The 18619-nt window shown below is 35.8% G+C and carries 17 protein-coding genes; 10 read left to right on the forward strand and 7 right to left on the reverse strand.

The annotated features are described in order from the left end of the window. Positions 1 to 5: 5 nt before the first annotated feature. The 3 genes from C8N41_RS01730 (at position 6) to C8N41_RS01740 (ending at position 3683) form a co-directional block, all read left to right on the forward strand. Positions 6 to 1628 (forward strand): SGNH/GDSL hydrolase family protein, encoded by a 1623-nt coding sequence (locus tag C8N41_RS01730; RefSeq protein ID WP_115837989.1) that lies wholly within the window; start codon positions 6 to 8, stop codon positions 1626 to 1628. A gap of 191 nt (positions 1629 to 1819) precedes the next feature. Then, complete coding sequence (gene atpD, locus C8N41_RS01735) at positions 1820 to 3328, forward strand: F0F1 ATP synthase subunit beta (protein ID WP_115837990.1); 1509 nt, start codon at positions 1820 to 1822, stop codon at positions 3326 to 3328. Between the two features lie 76 nt (positions 3329 to 3404). After that, a complete protein-coding gene (locus C8N41_RS01740; protein ID WP_092446331.1) occupies positions 3405 to 3683 on the forward strand; it encodes a F0F1 ATP synthase subunit epsilon in 279 nt (92 codons plus the stop codon). A 53-nt stretch (positions 3684 to 3736) separates the two neighbouring features. On the opposite strand, the gene C8N41_RS01745 is transcribed toward C8N41_RS01740, so the two are convergent. Both C8N41_RS01745 and C8N41_RS01750 read right to left on the reverse strand, forming a co-directional pair. Continuing rightward, the gene (locus C8N41_RS01745; protein ID WP_115837991.1) at positions 3737 to 4711 is read right to left on the reverse strand and encodes a Gfo/Idh/MocA family protein; all 975 of its coding nucleotides are present in this window, start codon (positions 4709 to 4711) and stop codon (positions 3737 to 3739) included. Positions 4712 to 4717: 6 nt separating this feature from the next. After that, positions 4718 to 5485, reverse strand: coding sequence for an XRE family transcriptional regulator (locus C8N41_RS01750; RefSeq protein WP_115838764.1), 768 nt, complete (start codon positions 5483 to 5485; stop codon positions 4718 to 4720). Between the two features lie 241 nt (positions 5486 to 5726). On the opposite strand from C8N41_RS01750, the gene C8N41_RS01755 reads away from it, so the two are divergent. The 4 genes from C8N41_RS01755 to C8N41_RS01770 all read left to right on the forward strand — a co-directional run bounded on the left by C8N41_RS01755 (position 5727) and on the right by C8N41_RS01770 (position 10933). After that, positions 5727 to 8747: a DNA polymerase III subunit alpha gene (locus C8N41_RS01755; protein WP_115837992.1), complete on the forward strand. Its 3021-nt coding sequence runs from the start codon at positions 5727 to 5729 to the stop codon at positions 8745 to 8747. Between the two features lie 371 nt (positions 8748 to 9118). Continuing rightward, positions 9119 to 10336, forward strand: coding sequence for a DNA polymerase IV (gene dinB / locus C8N41_RS01760; RefSeq protein WP_115837993.1), 1218 nt, complete (start codon positions 9119 to 9121; stop codon positions 10334 to 10336). An 88-nt stretch (positions 10337 to 10424) separates the two neighbouring features. Beyond that, on the forward strand, positions 10425 to 10646 hold the full coding sequence (locus tag C8N41_RS01765; RefSeq protein WP_115837994.1) for a hypothetical protein: 222 nt from the start codon (positions 10425 to 10427) through the stop codon (positions 10644 to 10646). After that, positions 10640 to 10933, forward strand: a complete 294-nt coding sequence (locus C8N41_RS01770) for a type II toxin-antitoxin system RelE/ParE family toxin (RefSeq protein ID WP_115837995.1) — start codon at positions 10640 to 10642, stop codon at positions 10931 to 10933. Before C8N41_RS01765 ends, C8N41_RS01770 begins: the two co-directional genes overlap by 7 nt. 31 nt (positions 10934 to 10964) lie before the next feature. On the opposite strand, the gene C8N41_RS01775 is transcribed toward C8N41_RS01770, so the two are convergent. From C8N41_RS01775 to C8N41_RS01790, 4 genes are read right to left on the reverse strand one after another with little or no spacing between them, the layout of a single operon-like run. Then, positions 10965 to 12761: a M61 family metallopeptidase gene (locus tag C8N41_RS01775; RefSeq protein WP_115837996.1), complete on the reverse strand. Its 1797-nt coding sequence runs from the start codon at positions 12759 to 12761 to the stop codon at positions 10965 to 10967. 44 nt (positions 12762 to 12805) lie between these two features. Then, complete coding sequence (locus tag C8N41_RS01780; protein WP_115837997.1) at positions 12806 to 13012, reverse strand: helix-turn-helix domain-containing protein; 207 nt, start codon at positions 13010 to 13012, stop codon at positions 12806 to 12808. A gap of 2 nt (positions 13013 to 13014) precedes the next feature. Then, the gene (locus tag C8N41_RS01785) at positions 13015 to 13515 is read right to left on the reverse strand and encodes a DUF2975 domain-containing protein (protein WP_115837998.1); all 501 of its coding nucleotides are present in this window, start codon (positions 13513 to 13515) and stop codon (positions 13015 to 13017) included. 2 nt (positions 13516 to 13517) lie between these two features. Continuing rightward, positions 13518 to 14027, reverse strand: coding sequence for a DUF2975 domain-containing protein (locus C8N41_RS01790; RefSeq protein WP_092446317.1), 510 nt, complete (start codon positions 14025 to 14027; stop codon positions 13518 to 13520). 137 nt (positions 14028 to 14164) lie between these two features. Here C8N41_RS01790 and C8N41_RS01795 point away from each other — a divergent pair, with 137 nt between their 5' ends. Together C8N41_RS01795 and C8N41_RS01800 are read left to right on the forward strand one after the other, a co-directional pair. Next, positions 14165 to 14713 carry a hypothetical protein gene (locus tag C8N41_RS01795; protein WP_115837999.1) on the forward strand — a complete coding sequence of 183 codons (549 nt, stop codon included), beginning with the start codon at positions 14165 to 14167 and terminating at the stop codon, positions 14711 to 14713. A gap of 56 nt (positions 14714 to 14769) precedes the next feature. Beyond that, a complete protein-coding gene (locus C8N41_RS01800) occupies positions 14770 to 15186 on the forward strand; it encodes a putative signal transducing protein (protein WP_115838000.1) in 417 nt (138 codons plus the stop codon). Here the strand turns inward: C8N41_RS01800 and C8N41_RS01805 are convergent. Further along, the gene (locus C8N41_RS01805) at positions 15173 to 16672 is read right to left on the reverse strand and encodes an aminotransferase-like domain-containing protein (RefSeq protein ID WP_115838001.1); all 1500 of its coding nucleotides are present in this window, start codon (positions 16670 to 16672) and stop codon (positions 15173 to 15175) included. The two genes, C8N41_RS01800 and C8N41_RS01805, sit on opposite strands and share 14 nt — an antisense overlap. A gap of 98 nt (positions 16673 to 16770) precedes the next feature. Here C8N41_RS01805 and C8N41_RS01810 point away from each other — a divergent pair, with 98 nt between their 5' ends. After that, a complete protein-coding gene (locus C8N41_RS01810) occupies positions 16771 to 18603 on the forward strand; it encodes a TonB-dependent receptor plug domain-containing protein (protein ID WP_115838002.1) in 1833 nt (610 codons plus the stop codon). The last annotated feature ends 16 nt before the right edge of the window (positions 18604 to 18619 follow it).

Consider the following 18619-nt stretch of genomic DNA (forward strand, 5'->3'; position numbering starts at 1 on the left):
GTAAAATGAAAAACATTAAATATATATTATTAACAGCTGTCCTTGTTGGTTTTACAGCTTGTAATGACGAAGAAGATTTTGAAGATCAATTAGACAACCCAACAGAAGAGGTTGTATATCCAGACCTAACTCCTGGTACGGCAGATTTTTCTAATTATGTAGCTATTGGTAATTCATTAACGGCTGGTTTCACGGATAATGCTTTGTTTATAGCAAGTCAAGAAAATTCTATGCCAAATATGTTGGCACAAAAATTTGCTTTAGCAGGTGGTGGTACATTTACACAACCTTTAATGGACGACAATATTGGTGGTTTATTATTTGGAGGTAACCAAAACGAAGACGGTAGTTTCGGTCCCAGATTATACTTTGATGGTTCAGGGCCTGCAAGTTTGCCTGGTATGTCATCAACAGAAGCATTTGCACCTTCATTAGGTTCTCAAAACAATATGGGAGTGCCTGGTGCTGCAAGTTTTCACTTGTTATATGATGGTTATGGTAATCCTGCCAATTTATTGACGGATCCTCCTACTGCAAACCCGTATTATGTACGTATGGCATCTGCACCAAACGCCACGATTTTAGGAGATGCTTTGGCACAACAACCAACGTTTGTATCTTTATGGATTGGCAATAATGATGTTTTAGGTTATGCAACATCTGGTGGAGATCAAACAGTGGCTGCAATTACACCTCAAGCAACTTTTGAAGGTTCTATCAATGCGATTGTTGGAGCCTTACAGGCAGCAAATGTACAAGGCGTTATGGCTAATATACCTTATGTTACCACTATTCCACATTTTACAACAGTTCCTTACAACCCACTAGATCCTACAAATCCAGATTTTGGTCCACAAATACCTTTATTAAACTCTATTTTTGGTGCTTTAAATCCAATTTTTAATGCTGTTGATCCTAATAGAGCCATAGTGTTCTCAGAAACGGAGGCCAGTGCAGTAGTAATAAAAGATGAAAGTTTAGATAACATTTCAGGAACTATAATTGCCGCATTAAATGCTAGTCCTACTTTCCCTGGATTTATAGCGCAATTCGGATTACCTGCTGAAGCAGCACCATTAGTAGCTAACCTTTTAGGGGCAACTTATGGACAAACAAGACAAGCTAATGCCAATGATTTATTGGTGTTACCAAGTAGTAGTATAATAGGAACAGTTAATATGGAATCCGTGGCCGCTTTAATGGACCAAGGACTTCCTCAGGCCTTGGCTGGTCAGTTCTCTGTAGAAGGTGTGTCACTACCTTTAGAAGACAAGTGGGTGTTAATACCAACTGAGCAAGATGAGTTACAAATTGCAACTGACAGCTTTAATGAAACATTAGAAGCGGCAGCAACTTCTGCAGGTTTCGCTTTTGTTGATGCTAACTCCTTAATGCAACAATTAGATAATGGTGGTTATTCTGATGGCAACTTTATATTAACTTCTAGTTTAGTCACTGGAGGAGCCTTTTCTTTAGATGGTGTTCATCCAACAGCAAGAGGTTATGCGCTATTAGCAAATGAATTCATGAAAGAAATTGATGAAACCTATGGTTCTAATTTTGAAGCTTCAGGTAATTTACTAGATATTGGTAATTATCCAACAAATTACCCGCCTCAATTACCGTAAAAAACATATTTTAGATTAAAAAATGCGCTCTCATATTGAGGGCGTTTTTTGTGCTTAAAAAAGCGACAAATTTTCATATAATATTAAAATTAAAACCCTTATCTTTGCAGCGCGAAAAACACAGGTACTCAACTTAATTGAGAAAGCTGTTTTTCATATTTAAACTATTGCAAAACAAAAACATATAAGTAATGTCAAAAGTTACAGGTAAAGTTGCACAAATCGTAGGCCCAGTTATCGATGTAGAATTCGCTGCTGGCGCAGAGCTTCCTAAGATTTATGATTCGTTAGAAATTAACAACCAAGATGGTTCTAAATTAGTATTAGAAGTACAATCTCACATTGGTGAAGATACCGTACGTACAATTGCTATGGATTCATCAGATGGTTTAAGTAGAGGGACAGAAGTTGTTGCAACTGGTGCTCCTATCCAAATGCCAATTGGTGAAGATGTTTACGGACGTCTTTTCAATGTGATTGGAGATGCTATTGATGGACTAGGAGATTTACCTAAGGCTGGAGATGCTGGTTTACCAATTCACAGACAAGCACCTAAATTTGAAGATTTATCAACATCTACCGAAGTTTTATATACTGGTATTAAGGTTATCGATTTAATTGAGCCATATGCAAAAGGTGGTAAAATTGGTTTATTTGGTGGTGCCGGTGTAGGTAAAACAGTATTAATCCAAGAGTTGATTAACAATATTGCAAAAGGTCACGGTGGACTTTCTGTATTTGCTGGTGTTGGTGAAAGAACACGTGAAGGAAACGATTTACTTCGTGAAATGTTAGAGTCTGGTATTATTAAATATGGTGATGACTTTATGCATTCTATGGAAGAAGGAGGATGGGATTTATCTAAAGTTGATAAATCTGGAATGAAAGATTCTAAAGCGACTTTCGTATTCGGACAAATGAATGAGCCTCCTGGAGCTCGTGCTCGTGTAGCACTTTCAGGATTAACTATAGCAGAATATTTCCGTGATGGTGCTGGTGAAGGCCAAGGAAAAGATGTATTATTTTTCGTAGATAATATCTTCCGTTTTACACAAGCTGGTTCTGAGGTATCTGCATTATTAGGTCGTATGCCTTCTGCGGTAGGTTACCAACCAACATTAGCAACCGAAATGGGGGCGATGCAAGAACGTATTACGTCAACAAAAAGAGGATCTATTACATCTGTACAAGCGGTTTACGTACCTGCGGATGATTTAACGGATCCGGCTCCAGCAACAACCTTTGCTCACTTAGATGCCACTACAGTATTATCTCGTAAAATTGCAGAGTTAGGTATTTATCCTGCGGTAGATCCATTAGATTCTACGTCGCGAATTTTAACGGCTGATATTTTAGGTGATGAGCACTACGCTTGCGCACAACGTGTAAAAGAGTTATTACAACGCTACAAAGAATTACAAGATATTATTGCCATCTTAGGTATGGAGGAATTATCTGAAGAAGATAAAATGGCTGTAGGTAGAGCAAGACGTGTACAACGTTTCTTATCGCAACCTTTCCACGTTGCTGAGCAATTTACAGGTATACCTGGTGTATTAGTAGATATTAAAGAAACGATTAAAGGTTTTAACCAAATTATGGATGGTGAATTAGATCACTTACCAGAAGCGGCATTTAACCTTAAAGGTTCTATCGAAGAAGCTATTGAAGCAGGAGAAAAAATGTTAGCAGAAGCATAAATGAGTTAATAGTTTGTAGTTGATGGTCAGTAATTTTTCCAACAATTATATACTAATAACAAACAACTAAAAGAATATGTATTTAGAAATAGTATCACCAGAAGCCACATTATTTAGCGGAGAAGTTACTTCTGTAACTGTTCCTGGAGTAAATGGTGAATTTGAAATGTTAACTAATCACGCACCTATCGTTTCTATACTTAAAGAAGGAAATGTTAAAGTGGCTGGAAACAATATTCAACTAGAAGATGAAGTGGAAAGTAAATTCACTAAATCAGATAAAGGAGTTTGGTTAGCTATTAATTCTGGAACACTTGAAATGAAAGATAACAAGCTAATTATTTTAGCAGATTAATCATTTTAATTATCATATTAAAAACGCGAAGTATAAACTTCGCGTTTTTTGTTTTATATATGCCCTAAAATTTTATCCATAACCCAAGCTGTATGCAAACCACTCTTACCCGTCGAAGGATGCATAGCATCACCCTCTAGTTGTTTTTTCATGTGTTCTACATGGTATATTTGTATAGGTTTAGGATGATCTATCATATAGCTTTTTGTCTTTGTTTTAGTCGTTAATACAATTGGATCTTCACCAAAAACAGAGAAATTAAGCGCTCCTTCACTTCCCACAATCTTTACCTCATCTACCCGCTTGTAAGACCCAAAATTCCAACAAGCAGAACCAATAACACCAGAATCATGCAACCAACTTCCCGAAATTGCATCTTTGGCTGTATATAAGTGTTGCTGATTTAAACCCACACCATGAGCTGTTTTTATATCACCCAGTAGATAGGTAAATAAATCTAAGCCATGACTTGCTAAATCATCAAAATATCCTGCGGGAGCAATCTTAGCATCCGTACGCCAATTGTAATCCTTAGACCTATCTATAGGGCTTGGTGTTCTAGACAGTTCCCAAGTTATATATCGCACGGTACCAATAGATGCGGTCTCTAACAATGTTTTCACTTTATTAAAACGAGGCAAAGATCTACGGTAATACGCTACAAACAATGGTAAGTTTTTATTTTTAAAAGCAGTATATATTTCAAGACACGCATTATAGCTTGGTGCCATCGGCTTTTCGATACAGCAAATCTTACCAGCTTTAGCTACTTTTAAAGCATACATATGATGGCTATCTGGAGGCGTAGCAATATAAATAGCATCAACTTCATTACCTTGTATTAATGCATCAGCATTATTATAATATTTTTTCACCTTATGCCGTTTAGCATAATCTTTAGCCAATTCTAAGTTTCTACGCATTACAGCCACCAACTCAAATCCATCCACTAAAGAATATGCCGGACCACTTTTAACTTCTGTAACATCACCACAGCCAATAATACCCCATTTTATACTGTCTTTCATAAGATCTTATAATCGTTTTACCGCTTCTAATTCCACTTTCAATTCTTGAAACAACATCATAATACTACTCAATTTTAATTCCTTTTCATCATACTCTTGAGTGTTGATACAACAGGTAAATTCCCATAGTTCTAAAATATTTTCACGTGCTACCAAATACGGTTGATAAGACTTATTATCTGAACTTAATAATAAATTTAAAGTATCGTCTTCGGGAATATAAACCCGTTTATACACCAAACCATCATCTTTGGTTAGTACTATGTATGTACGTCCGCTTTTAACATCTGTAATATCGTCCACAAACTTTGCTACTATAAACGATCCATCTTTTACGGGCAACATAGAATCTCCTTTAATAGGAAATGCTCTGTGTGTGCCTGTTGGTAAAAATGGTAATTTAATTTTTTGAAGTTGCTCTATATATTCCGGATCATCATAACCAGATAAATATCCTGCAGAGGCCTTTGCTGGTATAATTTCAATTAAATCTTCGTTATCTTCATTTACAGTGACAGGAAATAATACCCGCTTATTCCCTACTTCGATAAATGAGGTGTCATTGGCTTTGCGCAAATCGTTTTTTACCAAAATATCAATAGGTATACTAAAGTAATTAGACAAATCGACTAAACGGTCTATTGGTGGCTCAGAACGGCCTTCTTCATAGGATCCCACAACTGAGCGTGTCCAGTTAAGTTCGTCTGCAAAACGCTCTTGAGACATTTTCTTTAGAGCGCGTAAATGCTTTATGTTGGTCTGAATTGGTTTCATATTTATTTCCCAAGAAAGTGGGAATCTTATTTTATTTAACATTAATTACTACAAATATAAGCAATACAAACTACATATAGTAGCTAATTTTACAGTCTAGCTTTTAAAAATAATCAAGGATAGAGCCCATATAGTTTTATCAACCTATAGGTGTCTCTTTATCAGTTAATTAAAACTTAGTCTTTGTTCTTGATTCTAAAAGCAAAGCGGTCTATTATCAAAAAACCAACGTTTTTTCACTATGTATTTAAATTGTCACACGTATTACAGCCTTCGTTATGGAACCATAAAACCAGAACAACTCCTTGCTATTGCATCCGAAAACGGTGTTCAAACCCTTGCCTTAACGGACATTAATAGTACATCTGCATGTTTAGATGTGATGCGTTTATCAAAAAAATATAAAATAAAACCAGTGCTAGGAGTCGATTTTAGAAATGGTGTGCAACAGCAATTTATTCTTATTGCTAAAAACAATGAAGGCTTTAAAAACATCAATGCATATCTGTCTAAATTTCTACATAATCATGATTTGCAAATTCCCGAACGACCAGATGAAAATTTAGACGATTGTTTCGTGATTTATCCATATCAAAACGACATAGATTTCGAATTAAAACCTAATGAGTTTTTAGGCATTACACCTCAAGACCTTAATCGACTTAAATTTTCAAAATGGAATCAATTCAAACATAAACTCGTGGTCTTAAAAACAGTGTCCTTTCAAAATAAAAAAGGATTTAACACACACCGTTTATTACGTGCTATTGCAAATAACACCTTGTTAAGCAAACTTCCAAAGTCCGAAGAAGGCAACGAACACGACAGAATGCTTCCTTATAACGACCTGTGCGAAACCTACTCAGAATTCCCCAACCTCATCAGTAATACTGAGAAGCTTTTAGAAGATTGTACCACCACGTTTGATTTTGAAAATACCACACCCAAAAACCAAAAATGCCTCACTGAAAATGAAACTTCAGATTATAAACTCTTAAAACAATTGACTTACGATGGCATTCCGTATCGTTATGGAACTAACGTAGAACAAAAAGTGTATGACCGCATTGAAAAGGAACTTAACATTATAAAACAACAAAACTTTGTGTCTTATTTTCTTATCAACTGGAAAATCTTAGAATACGCGCGCAATAAAGACTATTACTACGTTGGTCGTGGCAGTGGTGCCAATAGTATTATTGCTTATTTATTGCGAATTACTGATGTTGACCCTATTGAGCTCGACTTATATTTTGAGCGTTTTATTAATTTATTTCGCCAGAATCCACCAGATTTCGATCTCGATTTTTCTTGGCGAGACAGAGATGATATTACCAATTACATTTTCAAAACCTTTAAACATACAGCGCTTATTGCGGTTTATAATACTTTTAAATTTAAAGCTTCGGTACGCGAATTAGGAAAGGTTTTTGGCTTACCAAAAGCGGAAATGGATAAACTAACCCGAGGAAAATATAACATTAATCAACTCGATAAACTCTCGCAATTAGTTATTAAATATGCTCAGTACATTCAAGGTTTCCCTAATTATTTAGGCATTCATGCTGGAGGTATTTTAATTTCAGAACAACCCATTCATTGCTATTGTGCCACATTTATGCCTCCAAAGGGGTTTGCCACCACACAATTTGATATGGTCGTTGCTGAAGATATTGGCTTATATAAATTCGATATTCTGAGTCAGCGTGGTTTAGGAAAAATAAAAGAAGCGGTAGAAATTATTGACGAAAATTACAGCGATCAACCGCCTATTGATATTCATGATATAAAAGGGTTTAAAAAAGACGAACGGATAAAGGATTTATTACGACATGCCAAAGCGATTGGTTGTTTTTATGTAGAATCACCAGCCATGCGCATGCTCTTAAAAAAGTTGCAAGTCGATAATTATTTGGGCTTAGTCGCGGCAAGTTCTATCATTAGACCTGGCGTGGCTAAAAGTGGCATGATGCGCGAATATATTTTGCGTTATCGTTATCCCGAAAAACGAAAAGAAGCCCATCCTATTTTGCAGAAAATCATGCCCGAAACCTACGGTATTATGGTCTATCAAGAAGATGTCATTAAAGTCGCACACCTTTTTGGTGGTTTAGATTTAGGCGAATCAGATATGTTGCGTCGTGGTATGTCTGGAAAATTTAGGTCGCGAGACGAGTTTGATAAAGTGAAACAAAAATTCTTTGACAATTGTATAAACGATGGCAAACCCGAAGCTTTAGTGACGGATATTTGGCGACAAATTGAAAGTTTTGCTGGCTATGCCTTTGCTAAAGGGCATTCAGCTTCTTATGCTGTTGAAAGTTATCAAAGCTTATTTTTAAAAGCTTACTACCCTTTAGAATACATGACCGCAACTATTAATAATTTTGGTGGATTTTATAGCACAGAACTCTATGTTCACGAAGCCCGAATGCACAACGGCATCATTGAAGCTCCTTGTATTAATCACTCCTTTCATCAAGCGATTATAAAAGAGAAAACCATTTATTTAGGCTTTATGTTTTTACAATCTTTAGAATCTAAAACCATCAATCGCATACTGAATGAACGTGAAAAAAATGGCCACTTTCAATCACTAGATGATTTTATAGAACGTGTGCCAATTTCCATTGAACAGATTTCCATTTTAATTAAAATCAATGCCTTTCGGTTTACAACAATTAACAAACGCGAATTGCTTTGGGAAGCGCATTTAAAAATTAGTAAAACGGTAGTACAAGACGAGGTGATGACATTATTTAAAACCCAACGGATTAACTATAATACACCAGAATTACCAAGTACAGACTTAGAAAATGCTTTCGATTCCATTGAATTATTAGGATTTCCCATTTGTAATCCATTTTATTTATTAGAAAAGCCTTCGATTAGTAATTTACGTGCTAAACACTTAACACAACTAGAAAACAAACTCATTAGCATTGAAGGTTACTTGATTACCACCAAAAATACCAAAACATCGAATGGGAAAATGATGCATTTTGGCACGTTCTTAGATCGTGATGGTGATTTTATAGACACCGTTCACTTCCCTCCTATTGTCTCCAAGTATCCATTTAGAGGCAAAGGGATTTATAGCATCATAGGCAAAGTCATGGTAGAATTTGATTGTGTTACGATTGAAGTTTCAAAAATGGAACGCTTGGCCATTATTGAAGATCCGCGTTACTCGGTAAAATCTTTGAATCCTACGTTTCAAAATAAACGAAGTTTTACAGATTTGAAAAGAGCCATCAGTTAAAGAATTTTAAAAACAATAAATCGTCACTTCAAGTGATTTGCGAAGCATGAGTAAATTGTATCGAGAAGCATTTTATCCTGCAAGGTTTCTAAAACCTTGTAGGTATAACTAAAAACATTTTAAAGAATAACATGACGTCACTTTGAGTGAATTTGTGAGGTACGAGCAAATTTGTATCGAGAAGCTTTCATTAATCATAAGGTTCTCGATACAACAATTTTTTCCGCTTTGGCTACAAAAATTGCCACGCGAACTGACATTAATTATAAAAACAACAAATCCTGCAAGGTCTTTTTTTGACCTTGTCAAAAAAATCATCTCTTAAATACCTACAAGGTTTTAAAAACCTCGCATAAAACCCAAAATCAAACATGAGCAACAACCGCAGCATCGTACATATGGATTTAGACACCTTTTTTGTGTCCTGCGAAAGACACATGGATAGTAGTCTCAATGGAAAACCGATTCTCATTGGTGGCACAAGCGACAGAGGTGTGGTGGCGTCTTGCAGTTACGAAGCGCGCTCCTTTGGTGTGCATTCTGCCATGCCAATGCGTATGGCCAAACAATTGTGCCCAGAAGCCATTGTGCTTAGAGGCAACTCTGGGATTTACACTAAATTTTCAAATGACGTTACCGATGTGATTAAAGAAAGTGTGCCGCTTTATGAAAAAACATCAATCGATGAATTTTATATGGATCTCACCGGAATGGATAAGTTTTTTGGTTGTCACAAACTAGCTTCAGAATTACGTCAGAAAATTATTAGAGAAACAGGTTTACCTATTTCCTTTGGCTTATCGCTTAATAAAACGGTGTCTAAAATTGCGACTGGTGAAGCCAAACCCAATAACGAAATCCGTATTCTCTCTGGTGACGAAAAACCATTTCTAGCACCACTGTCGATTAAAAAGATTCCAATGGTGGGTAATGTCACTTACAAAGCCTTGTGCGATTTGGGAGTCAAACGCATTCATACCATACAAGAAATGCCCATGGAACTCATGCATAAAGTATTGGGTAAAAATGGCCTTGTTATTTGGAAAAAAGCCAATGGCATAGACAATTCGCCAGTAGTGCAATACCAAGAACGTAAATCCATTTCTACAGAACGAACGTTTAATCAAGACACCACAGATGTTGCCAAATTAAAAGGGATGATTGTTGCTATGGCAGAAAACTTAGCCTACCAACTCCGTCGTGGTCATAAACTAACGGCTTGTGTGACGTTTAAAATTCGGTATTCAGATTTTCAGACCTACACACAACAACAACGCATTCCATATAGTGCTATGGACCATATGCTTATTCCTGTAGTCTTAGATTTATTCAAAAAACTATACCATCGCCGACTTTTAGTACGGTTAATTGGTGTGAAATTTAGTCATTTAGTAGAAGGAGGCCATCAAGTAAACCTGTTTGAAGACAATGAAAAACACCTTAACCTCAGCAATGCTATGGACAAAATGCGCGAACGTTATGGAGATAGAGTTGTTATGAGTGCTGCCGGATTAGAAGCTAAAACCATTAGCCGTTTTAATCCTTTTAATGGAGAACCCCCTCCTTTATTGGCTAATCGACGTCGCTAGAAATTACAACCTCTCAGGTGACAAAAATTCGAAAAACAAAAAATATGAAAGAGAAATTGTATCTTTATAACATAAGAGAATTAAAAAGATGGATTTAGAAGCAAGAAAATACAAGTTTATACAACAGCTATCTGAAGTCAATGAAACACTTTTAGATAAATTAGAATACGTCCTAAAAAACGGATTACAAAATTCAGAAAGAATTACTCTAGAAGACTATAATAAAGAGATTGATAAAGCAATTGAAGATATCGAAAAAGGGGAATTTCATACCCAAAACGAGGCTAAGAAAATAGCTGATCAATGGTAAAAATTGTTTGGCGGAAATTAGCACTACTACAACTAAAAGAAGCTTTCGATTATATAAAAAAAGATTCCTTACAATCTGCTGAAAACGTAAGAAACACAATCTTTTCTGCAACAGATAATTTAAAATACAATCCTGAAATTTATCCTTTAGACAAGTATCGCAAAAATAACGATGGCACCTTTAGAGCTTTTGAAATTTATAGTTACCGTATAGCCTATCAAATAACCAAATCGGAAATTAGAATACTTCGTGTTCGTCATACAAAACAAGAACCCTTAGGCTATTAGAAACCTTAAGACACATAAGTTCTTCAAAATTCTACTTGCTTCCTAACCAAGCCTCACGATTTGCTTTCTCTCCTTCAGATAATTCATCAAAACTTGAAATAGTATAAGACATATCAGCATCTAAAGTGAGTTTTACAGTATGTTGCTTTCCGAAGCGCTCGTAAACCACATCAACGGTTTGATGCGGTTTTACGGTTCCTAAAATTTTATTTAAGTCTGAGGTTCCATTGAGTGCAACACCATCAATTTCAAGTAATTTATCTCCTTTTTCGAGTCCTGCGGTATAAGCTCCAGAACCGACTAATGTATTACTTGTAATCACTTGATTGTTCAAACGCAATCCAAAAGCAGGCTGCGCTGTGTTTTGTTGTAACTGAACACCAACCGTTTTAAATAAGGTTTCAAAATCGGGCATGCCGCTTTTATAGATGTAATTATTGAAAAAATCGTCACCAAATTCAGCACCAGCATAATCCTTTAACGTTTGCTGTAAATCTGCAATGGTATAATAGGTTTCCGTTTTTCCGTAGGTGTTCCAGACTAATGTCATATAATCATCTAGATTCAAGTTTTGCGTTCTAAGCGATAAATCTAAAGCCAAACCCAACATACTTCCATACGAGTAATAGGAAATAAAAGTATTATCGCGATTGATATCATCCACCGAACGTGCCGCATCTACAAACGGAGCTTGGTAGCTCATCTCAATAGGATTAAAAAACTGTCGTCCTGGAGAATTCCACACGTAATTAAAAGTTCCTGTAAGCCCTTTTATATAATCTTCCTGTGTGATAAGTCCGGCTCTGGTTAAGGTTAAATCGTCATAATAACTGGTAAATCCTTCAGCAAACCAAAGCTCGCCACTCATGTTAGCGGCTTCAAAATTAAAAGGCTCTAAACTTTCTGGTCGTATACGTTCTACATTCCAGCAATGAAAAAACTCATGACTAACAGTACCAATATTACGATCGGCTCCATCAGCTAAACTTCGTGTGCTGGTGACGATAGTAGAATTCCGGTGTTCCATACCATCTCCTGTGGCATTAGGAATATAACAGCCTAAAAATGTGTATTCTCCGTAATCGAAAGTTGGTAATTCGCCAAAAACTGCTTTTTGTTGTAAGATTGTTTTTTTAACCTTTTCAAAATAATCATCAAATTCCGCTGCGGTGCCATTATGGTGCAATGCAAAATTGATTTTTTGACCATCAACCTCAAACGAACGTACCATATGGTCGCTAATTTCCGTTGGACTATCCATAAAATACTGTAGGTTTTCAGCGGAATACCTGTTGCCTTCTACGAGCTTTAACTGCGTTGCAATTTTCCAGTTTAGATCTTCACGAGGTTTAAATTCAATATTGAAGGTGTCATTCTCCAAACTCGGAGCATACATAAAGGTTGCTGGCATATTAAGATGCGCGTGCGTTTCATCAACTTGTGCGTAGGTTCCATCTCCATGATTGGCATATAAGGTGTAATTGACTATGATAGTGCCATCGTGATTATTCACAATCCAAGAATACGGATCGGGGCGTGTTGTTTCTAAAACATTGCCTTTAGTATCTGTAACCTTTACGTTATAAACATTCTTAGCAAATTCGTGAATAGCATAGCGTCCTGGTGAGCTTCTAGACATTCTAAATTCAGCTTCACCGGATTTTAAACCTTTAAAAGTGGCAGTGATTTCAGCTTCATGATGTGCTGCATTTTCAAACGAAATGGTATAACTTGAACTTCCTGTAGTTGTTAATTCTGTTTCAGAAGTTTTGTCGTCTTTGCAATTCACTAAACATAAAAAAGACAGTAATAAAATTAGGCTTCGCATCTATTCAATTTTTTAGACACCCAAGATACTAATTTTTAAAACCTTTAATCTTCTACGTATTCTAGAATGTCACTAGGCTGACACTCTAAAGCCTTACAAATCGCTTCTAAAGTAGAAAACCGAATGGCTTTTGCTTTTCTTGTTTTTAAAATAGAAAGGTTTGCGGTTGTGATCCCAACCTGTTCTGCAAGTTCGTTACTCTTCATGCCACGTTTGGCTAATATGATGTCTAAGTTGACTATTATGGGCATGGTTATATAGTTAAATCGTTTTCTTGTTGAATTATATTTCCTTTCTTAAGAACAGTAGAAAAAAGTCTAAAGAATAATCCTAAAATCATAAGTAGAATATATAAGCCTTTTGAGTCTATATTAAGATAAATCTGGTTATGAATATCACCATAGTTCATCATAAAAAATATGGAAATAAGCGAAATCACAATGCCAATTATTCCAGAGGCTAAAAATAGAGATCCTGCTTTATGATATGTAGTTACTAATTTCGAATTAAAAAAATCACCTGTTGCAAATATTTTTAAGTTTGAAATTAGCGTGAATACACCATACACAAAAATTAGCAAAGCCAAGGCTTTAGCTACAAATATACCTTGTGTTGCTAGAGAAGGTTGACCTTGTCGCAAATGCAAAATATAAGTATCAAAAAATAATGCCAATGTTGAAATCGTCAAATTACCAACAATTGAAACAACAAGCGCTAAAAACAACAATATTATAGAGTACCTTATTTTTTTCATAATTAAACCGTTAATTCATTTTCTTCCTTTGCCTTTTTCGCCACCTTAAACACCTCACTTAATACCATAAAAAATAAGCCCAAACAGATGAGCATAAGGTATGGACTTAACCCAAGATTTATTTTTAATTGACTTGTAAAAACCAATTGGCCTAAAAAAATTAATACTGAAGCAATAATCCCAACACCTGTTAGCAAATAACCAATCTTATAAAAATTTGTTATAACATCAGCGTGAAAAGGCTTTACCCTCTGAAAATAACGTAAGGTTTTTCTAAATAAATACACACAATAAATAGTCACAAACCCCAAAACAATAAAGACCAAGCCAAACAACTGAACAGATAATACTGAAGTTTCAATAATAGAATCGTCTGCATCAAGAAACAGGTTTAGAGACTCAGGCGCTACAAACATATAAACGGCTAAAAATAAGCATATCAAAATTCCAGGAATACAGGTTACTATCCACACAAAATCGATTAAGCTTTTTAAAATTATTAATTTTCGCATTTTAAATAATTATCGTTTTACGATAACAAATATATGAAAATTATCGATAAACAATAATTTATTATTAAAAATATGATTTCAATAGTAGGCTTAGAAGGTTTTAAAAACCTAGCAGGTCTTTTTCTTATATTTGAAACATGAAGTCTAACACTATTATTTCAGAAAGTCCTAGACCTATTTGGCAAATGCCCATTGCAGCCCTATTCTTTACAATGGCGACCTTTATACTATTATTTGCTCTATACAATATACAACTTTCAGAAAAAGGATTCATATTATTTTTACACAGACTTGAACCCTGTATTATATCCGTGTCTTTTGGGATAGGATTTACCCTAACAAAAAGTATTCATATTGACATCGAAAACTCTAGGTTTAGACCCACATACCATATTGGCCCTGTAAAAATAGGCTCATGGCAAACCATTAAAAACTATCAATATGTTTCCGTATTTCATCAACCTACTGTAGATGGTAATTATGTTTTTGAAGTCAACCTTTGGTACGATAACAATAAACATTTTGAATTATACGAAGAAGATAACTACAAAGAAGCATTCCTCATTGGTTTTGAACTTTCAGAACAATTAAATATCGATTTATTAGATGCTACAGAACCCAATAATTTTAAATGGGTGAATAAAGAAGAATGGAAAGCTAAAATAGCTTCAGGTGTGATTAATTAACTCCACTCAAGCCTGTCAGGTTTTGAAAGCCTGAAAGGTCTAGTTATATTTACAACATGCAAAACACCTTCATTACTATAGCTAAATTTCAATATTCTACAGAAGCCGAAATCATAAAAGGCCGATTGGAGTCTGATGGTATTCAAGTATTTCTAAAAGACAATATTACCATTGACACCGACCCTTTAGTAAGTCAGGCCATTGGTGGTGTAAAACTTAAAGTACTGGCTAAAGACGGAGAACAAGCTAGAGCCATTCTAAAATCAATCAAGATTTATTCTGTAGATAATGAAGGACATCCTATGGTTTGCCCCAATTGCAAAGGTGAACATATTAAAATGTACTCCACCATTACTAATTTTAAATCCTTGATGTCTTTTCTTATTGGTCTCCTGTTCTTTACCTTACCTTTTAGTACACGCTACCAATACAAATGCGAAGACTGTAAAACGGAATTCCCTACAACAACTTAAGCACATTATCATAAGCTTGTCTCAGCGTTTTAATGACAATGTGCGATTCATCTTCATTTAAATGACCAAAACCAAAACGCATGGCACAAGTCGTTTTATCTTGATATAAAATCGTTTTTGGTAAAAACAAATCGAGCTTTTCAGCTTCTTCAGCCAGTTTTACTAAGGATATGGTATTTACAAATTGCAGCCATAACGCCAATCCTCCTAAAGGAATTTCCCAAGTAATAATGCCTTTAAAATAGTGGTTAAGAAACATACACAAATAATCACGTCGCTGTTTATAGGTTATAATGTGTTTTTTCTTTAGTCGGTAGATTTCTCCTTCAGAAATAAGCTCAGACAACATCTGCTCTTGTATTAAATCTCCTTGCTGATCTAACAATTGCAAATAGTTTTTGGCTTCAGCAATAAAATTCTCTGGTGCCACCACAAAACCAGTATGAAAACTAGGAAACAACGACTGCCCTAACTTACCCAAATAAATGACCATACCATCTGCATCTGCACTGGCCATGGGTAGCATGGCAGAGCCTTCAAATTGAAAATCGTAATCGTAATCATCTTCAATAATAGCAAAGCCATAACGTTTAGCCAGTTGCATTAATTGCACTCTGCGTTTAGCGCTCAACATCACCGTTGTTGGGTAATCTCTATGAGCACACACATACACACAGCGTATACTTCCTTTTAGAAAATGAGTTCTAATATAACTAATATCTAAACCTTCTTGATCTACCGGAATGGTTCTAATGGTCGCTCCCGCTTCATGAAAAATCATGTTAGAAGCATAATTACTCAACTCCCCAACCAATACCAAATCACCTTGTTTAATGAGCAATTGAGAAACCACATACAGACTCATTTCCGTACTCCGTGTATTTATAAGATGCTTCGGAGTAATATGAAACCCGCGTGAAGCATTCAAATAATTACACAATTGCGTACTAAACACCGAAGGAGTTAATGTGGTGGTTCTATTCCATTTATGAAGCAACGTTTTACGTTTCATAGCGGCACTATACCATCTCGAAAATTGATGTACAGGATGCAAACGTAAATCGGGTTTACCATCATTTATAGCGTATTTAGCTATTGTCTTTTGGTTGGTTGAAGCCAAGTGAAACGATTTTTGAAACGGGAAACCTGCCACGTTAGGATACATGTAAGCTTGTTGTAAATGCTCCGTCTTCGCTTTAATTTTTGCTGTAGATTCTTGAGGCATCAAAACAAAAGTCCCCTTATTGGCCACAATATCTACCCAACCTTGTGAGGCTAACTCTTCATAAATTGCAACTGCAGTATTACGATGAATAGCGAGCAACTCACTAAACACACGTGTACCTGGTAATTTACTACCTTCTTCCAGATAGCCACGCTGTATCGCATTTACAATCTGTTGTGCTACTTGAACATACACTGGCTGCACAAGACTTTTATCGAAAGTAATGAGTTGTTTTAGTAATTGACTAACCGGACTATTCATTCTTTTAAAACTGGACTAGTTTAATCGTCCGGAAAGTTACGACTTTTGTCATCTCAAAATAAAATCATACCAAACAAAGTTTTACAAATTATATAACAATGACACGTATAACCCTACTTATTAGCTTCATTTTAGTAGCTACTAACCAACTTACAGCTCAAACCGAACAGCCTATTATAAAGACAGATTCTTTAAAAGAGGTTATCATCAGCTCTACGCGTATCGATTTACCTTTCAAAGAAAATTCTAGAACCATCAATATCATGTCCTCAGAGGCCATTAAACGTAGCGCTGCCGTAACCGTTTCAGAGGTATTACAACAAATCGCAGGTGTAGATGTTAGACGTCGTGGCACCGGAGGAAGTCAGGCCGATTTATTTATAAGAGGTGGTGGTTTCGACCAAACACTGTTATTAATAGATGGTATTAAAATGGACGACGCACAAACGGGTCACCATACCTTAAATGCTGCTTTACCATTAGAAATTATAAAGCGTATCGAAGTTATTAAAGGACCTGCAGCACGTGTCTTTGGTCAAAATGCCTTTACAGGCGCTATTAATATCGTTACAAAATCTAATGTAGACAATTCGGTTTCTGCAAATCTTGAAACCGGATCCTTTGGTCAACTTAACGGTTCGATAACTGCTGGTTCTAAATTAGAAAACTCGTCACACCTTATTCATATCGGTAAAATGACCTCAGAAGGCTACCGAAATAATACCGATTATGACAATACGAATCTCTTTCTCAAAAGCGTCTTTAATAAAAACAAGCAAGCTATTGAAATGATTACCACCTTTTCTGAACGAAAATTTGGTGCTGAAAATTTTTATACCACCAACCCTACTTTCAACGAATACGAAGAAACACAAAACAGTTTGGTAGCTTTCACCACGACCTTCAAATCTAACAACCTAAAAATCCAGCCACGCATTTACTGGAAACGCAATCAAGACATCTTTCTTCTAAAACGTTTTGAACCAGAATTTTTCAGAAATATACATATCTCAAATAAAATTGGTGCCGAAGCCAACGCTTCTTACACTTCTACTATTGGAATTACAGGCTTTGGCATCGATCTATCCCAAACCTATTTACGAAGCAATAACTTAGGCCAACATAACCGCTTTATGGCAACGGCATTCTTAGAGCACCGTTTTCAACTGGCAAACAACCGTTTAGACATTACTCCTGGTGTGGCGATGACTTATTTTTCAGATTTTAAATTCAATGCCTTTCCTGGTGTTGATATAGGATTCGATATCACCAACAATCTTAAAGCTTATGGAAACATTGGGTTCACCTACCGCATACCAACCTATACCGATTTGTATTATACGGACCCAAGAACCAACGGTAACGCTGACTTAGAACCCGAAGAAGCCTTTGCTCAAGAAATCGGAATTAAATACAACGACCTAAAATTTAGAGCAAGCCTATCTGTGTTTAATCGTGATGCCCAAAACTTGATTGATTATGTAAGGCCAAACACCATCGAAGAAATCTTTACAGCCACTAACATTGCAGAAGTCAATACCAAAGGCTTAGAAGTAGATGTGGCCTATAAATTTAAAATCAATAACTTCAATCAAACCTTTGCCTTCGGTTACTCTTATTTAGAAGATGATATTTTAGAGCAAAACGAAGAGTTATCGCGCTACGCCTTAAACACCTTAAAACATCATTACACCACAAGATTAAGCACACAATTACTTAAAAACCTGAGTCAAAGTATCATTTACAAATATGCCGAACGCACCACAGGACAAACCTATAACGTTTGGGATGCGTCAATTATGTTACAATTAAAACAAGTAGAATTATCAGTAACGGCAAGCAACATTTTTGATGCCGATTATATCGAATCAGGTTTTACGCCAATGCCACCGAGTAATGTCTTATTTGGTATGCGATATACGTTTAAATAGATAAAAAACAACATAT

The sequence above is a fragment of the Winogradskyella sediminis genome (assembly GCF_003387355.1).
In the GTDB taxonomy this organism is placed as follows: Bacteria; Bacteroidota; Bacteroidia; order Flavobacteriales; family Flavobacteriaceae; genus Winogradskyella; species Winogradskyella sediminis.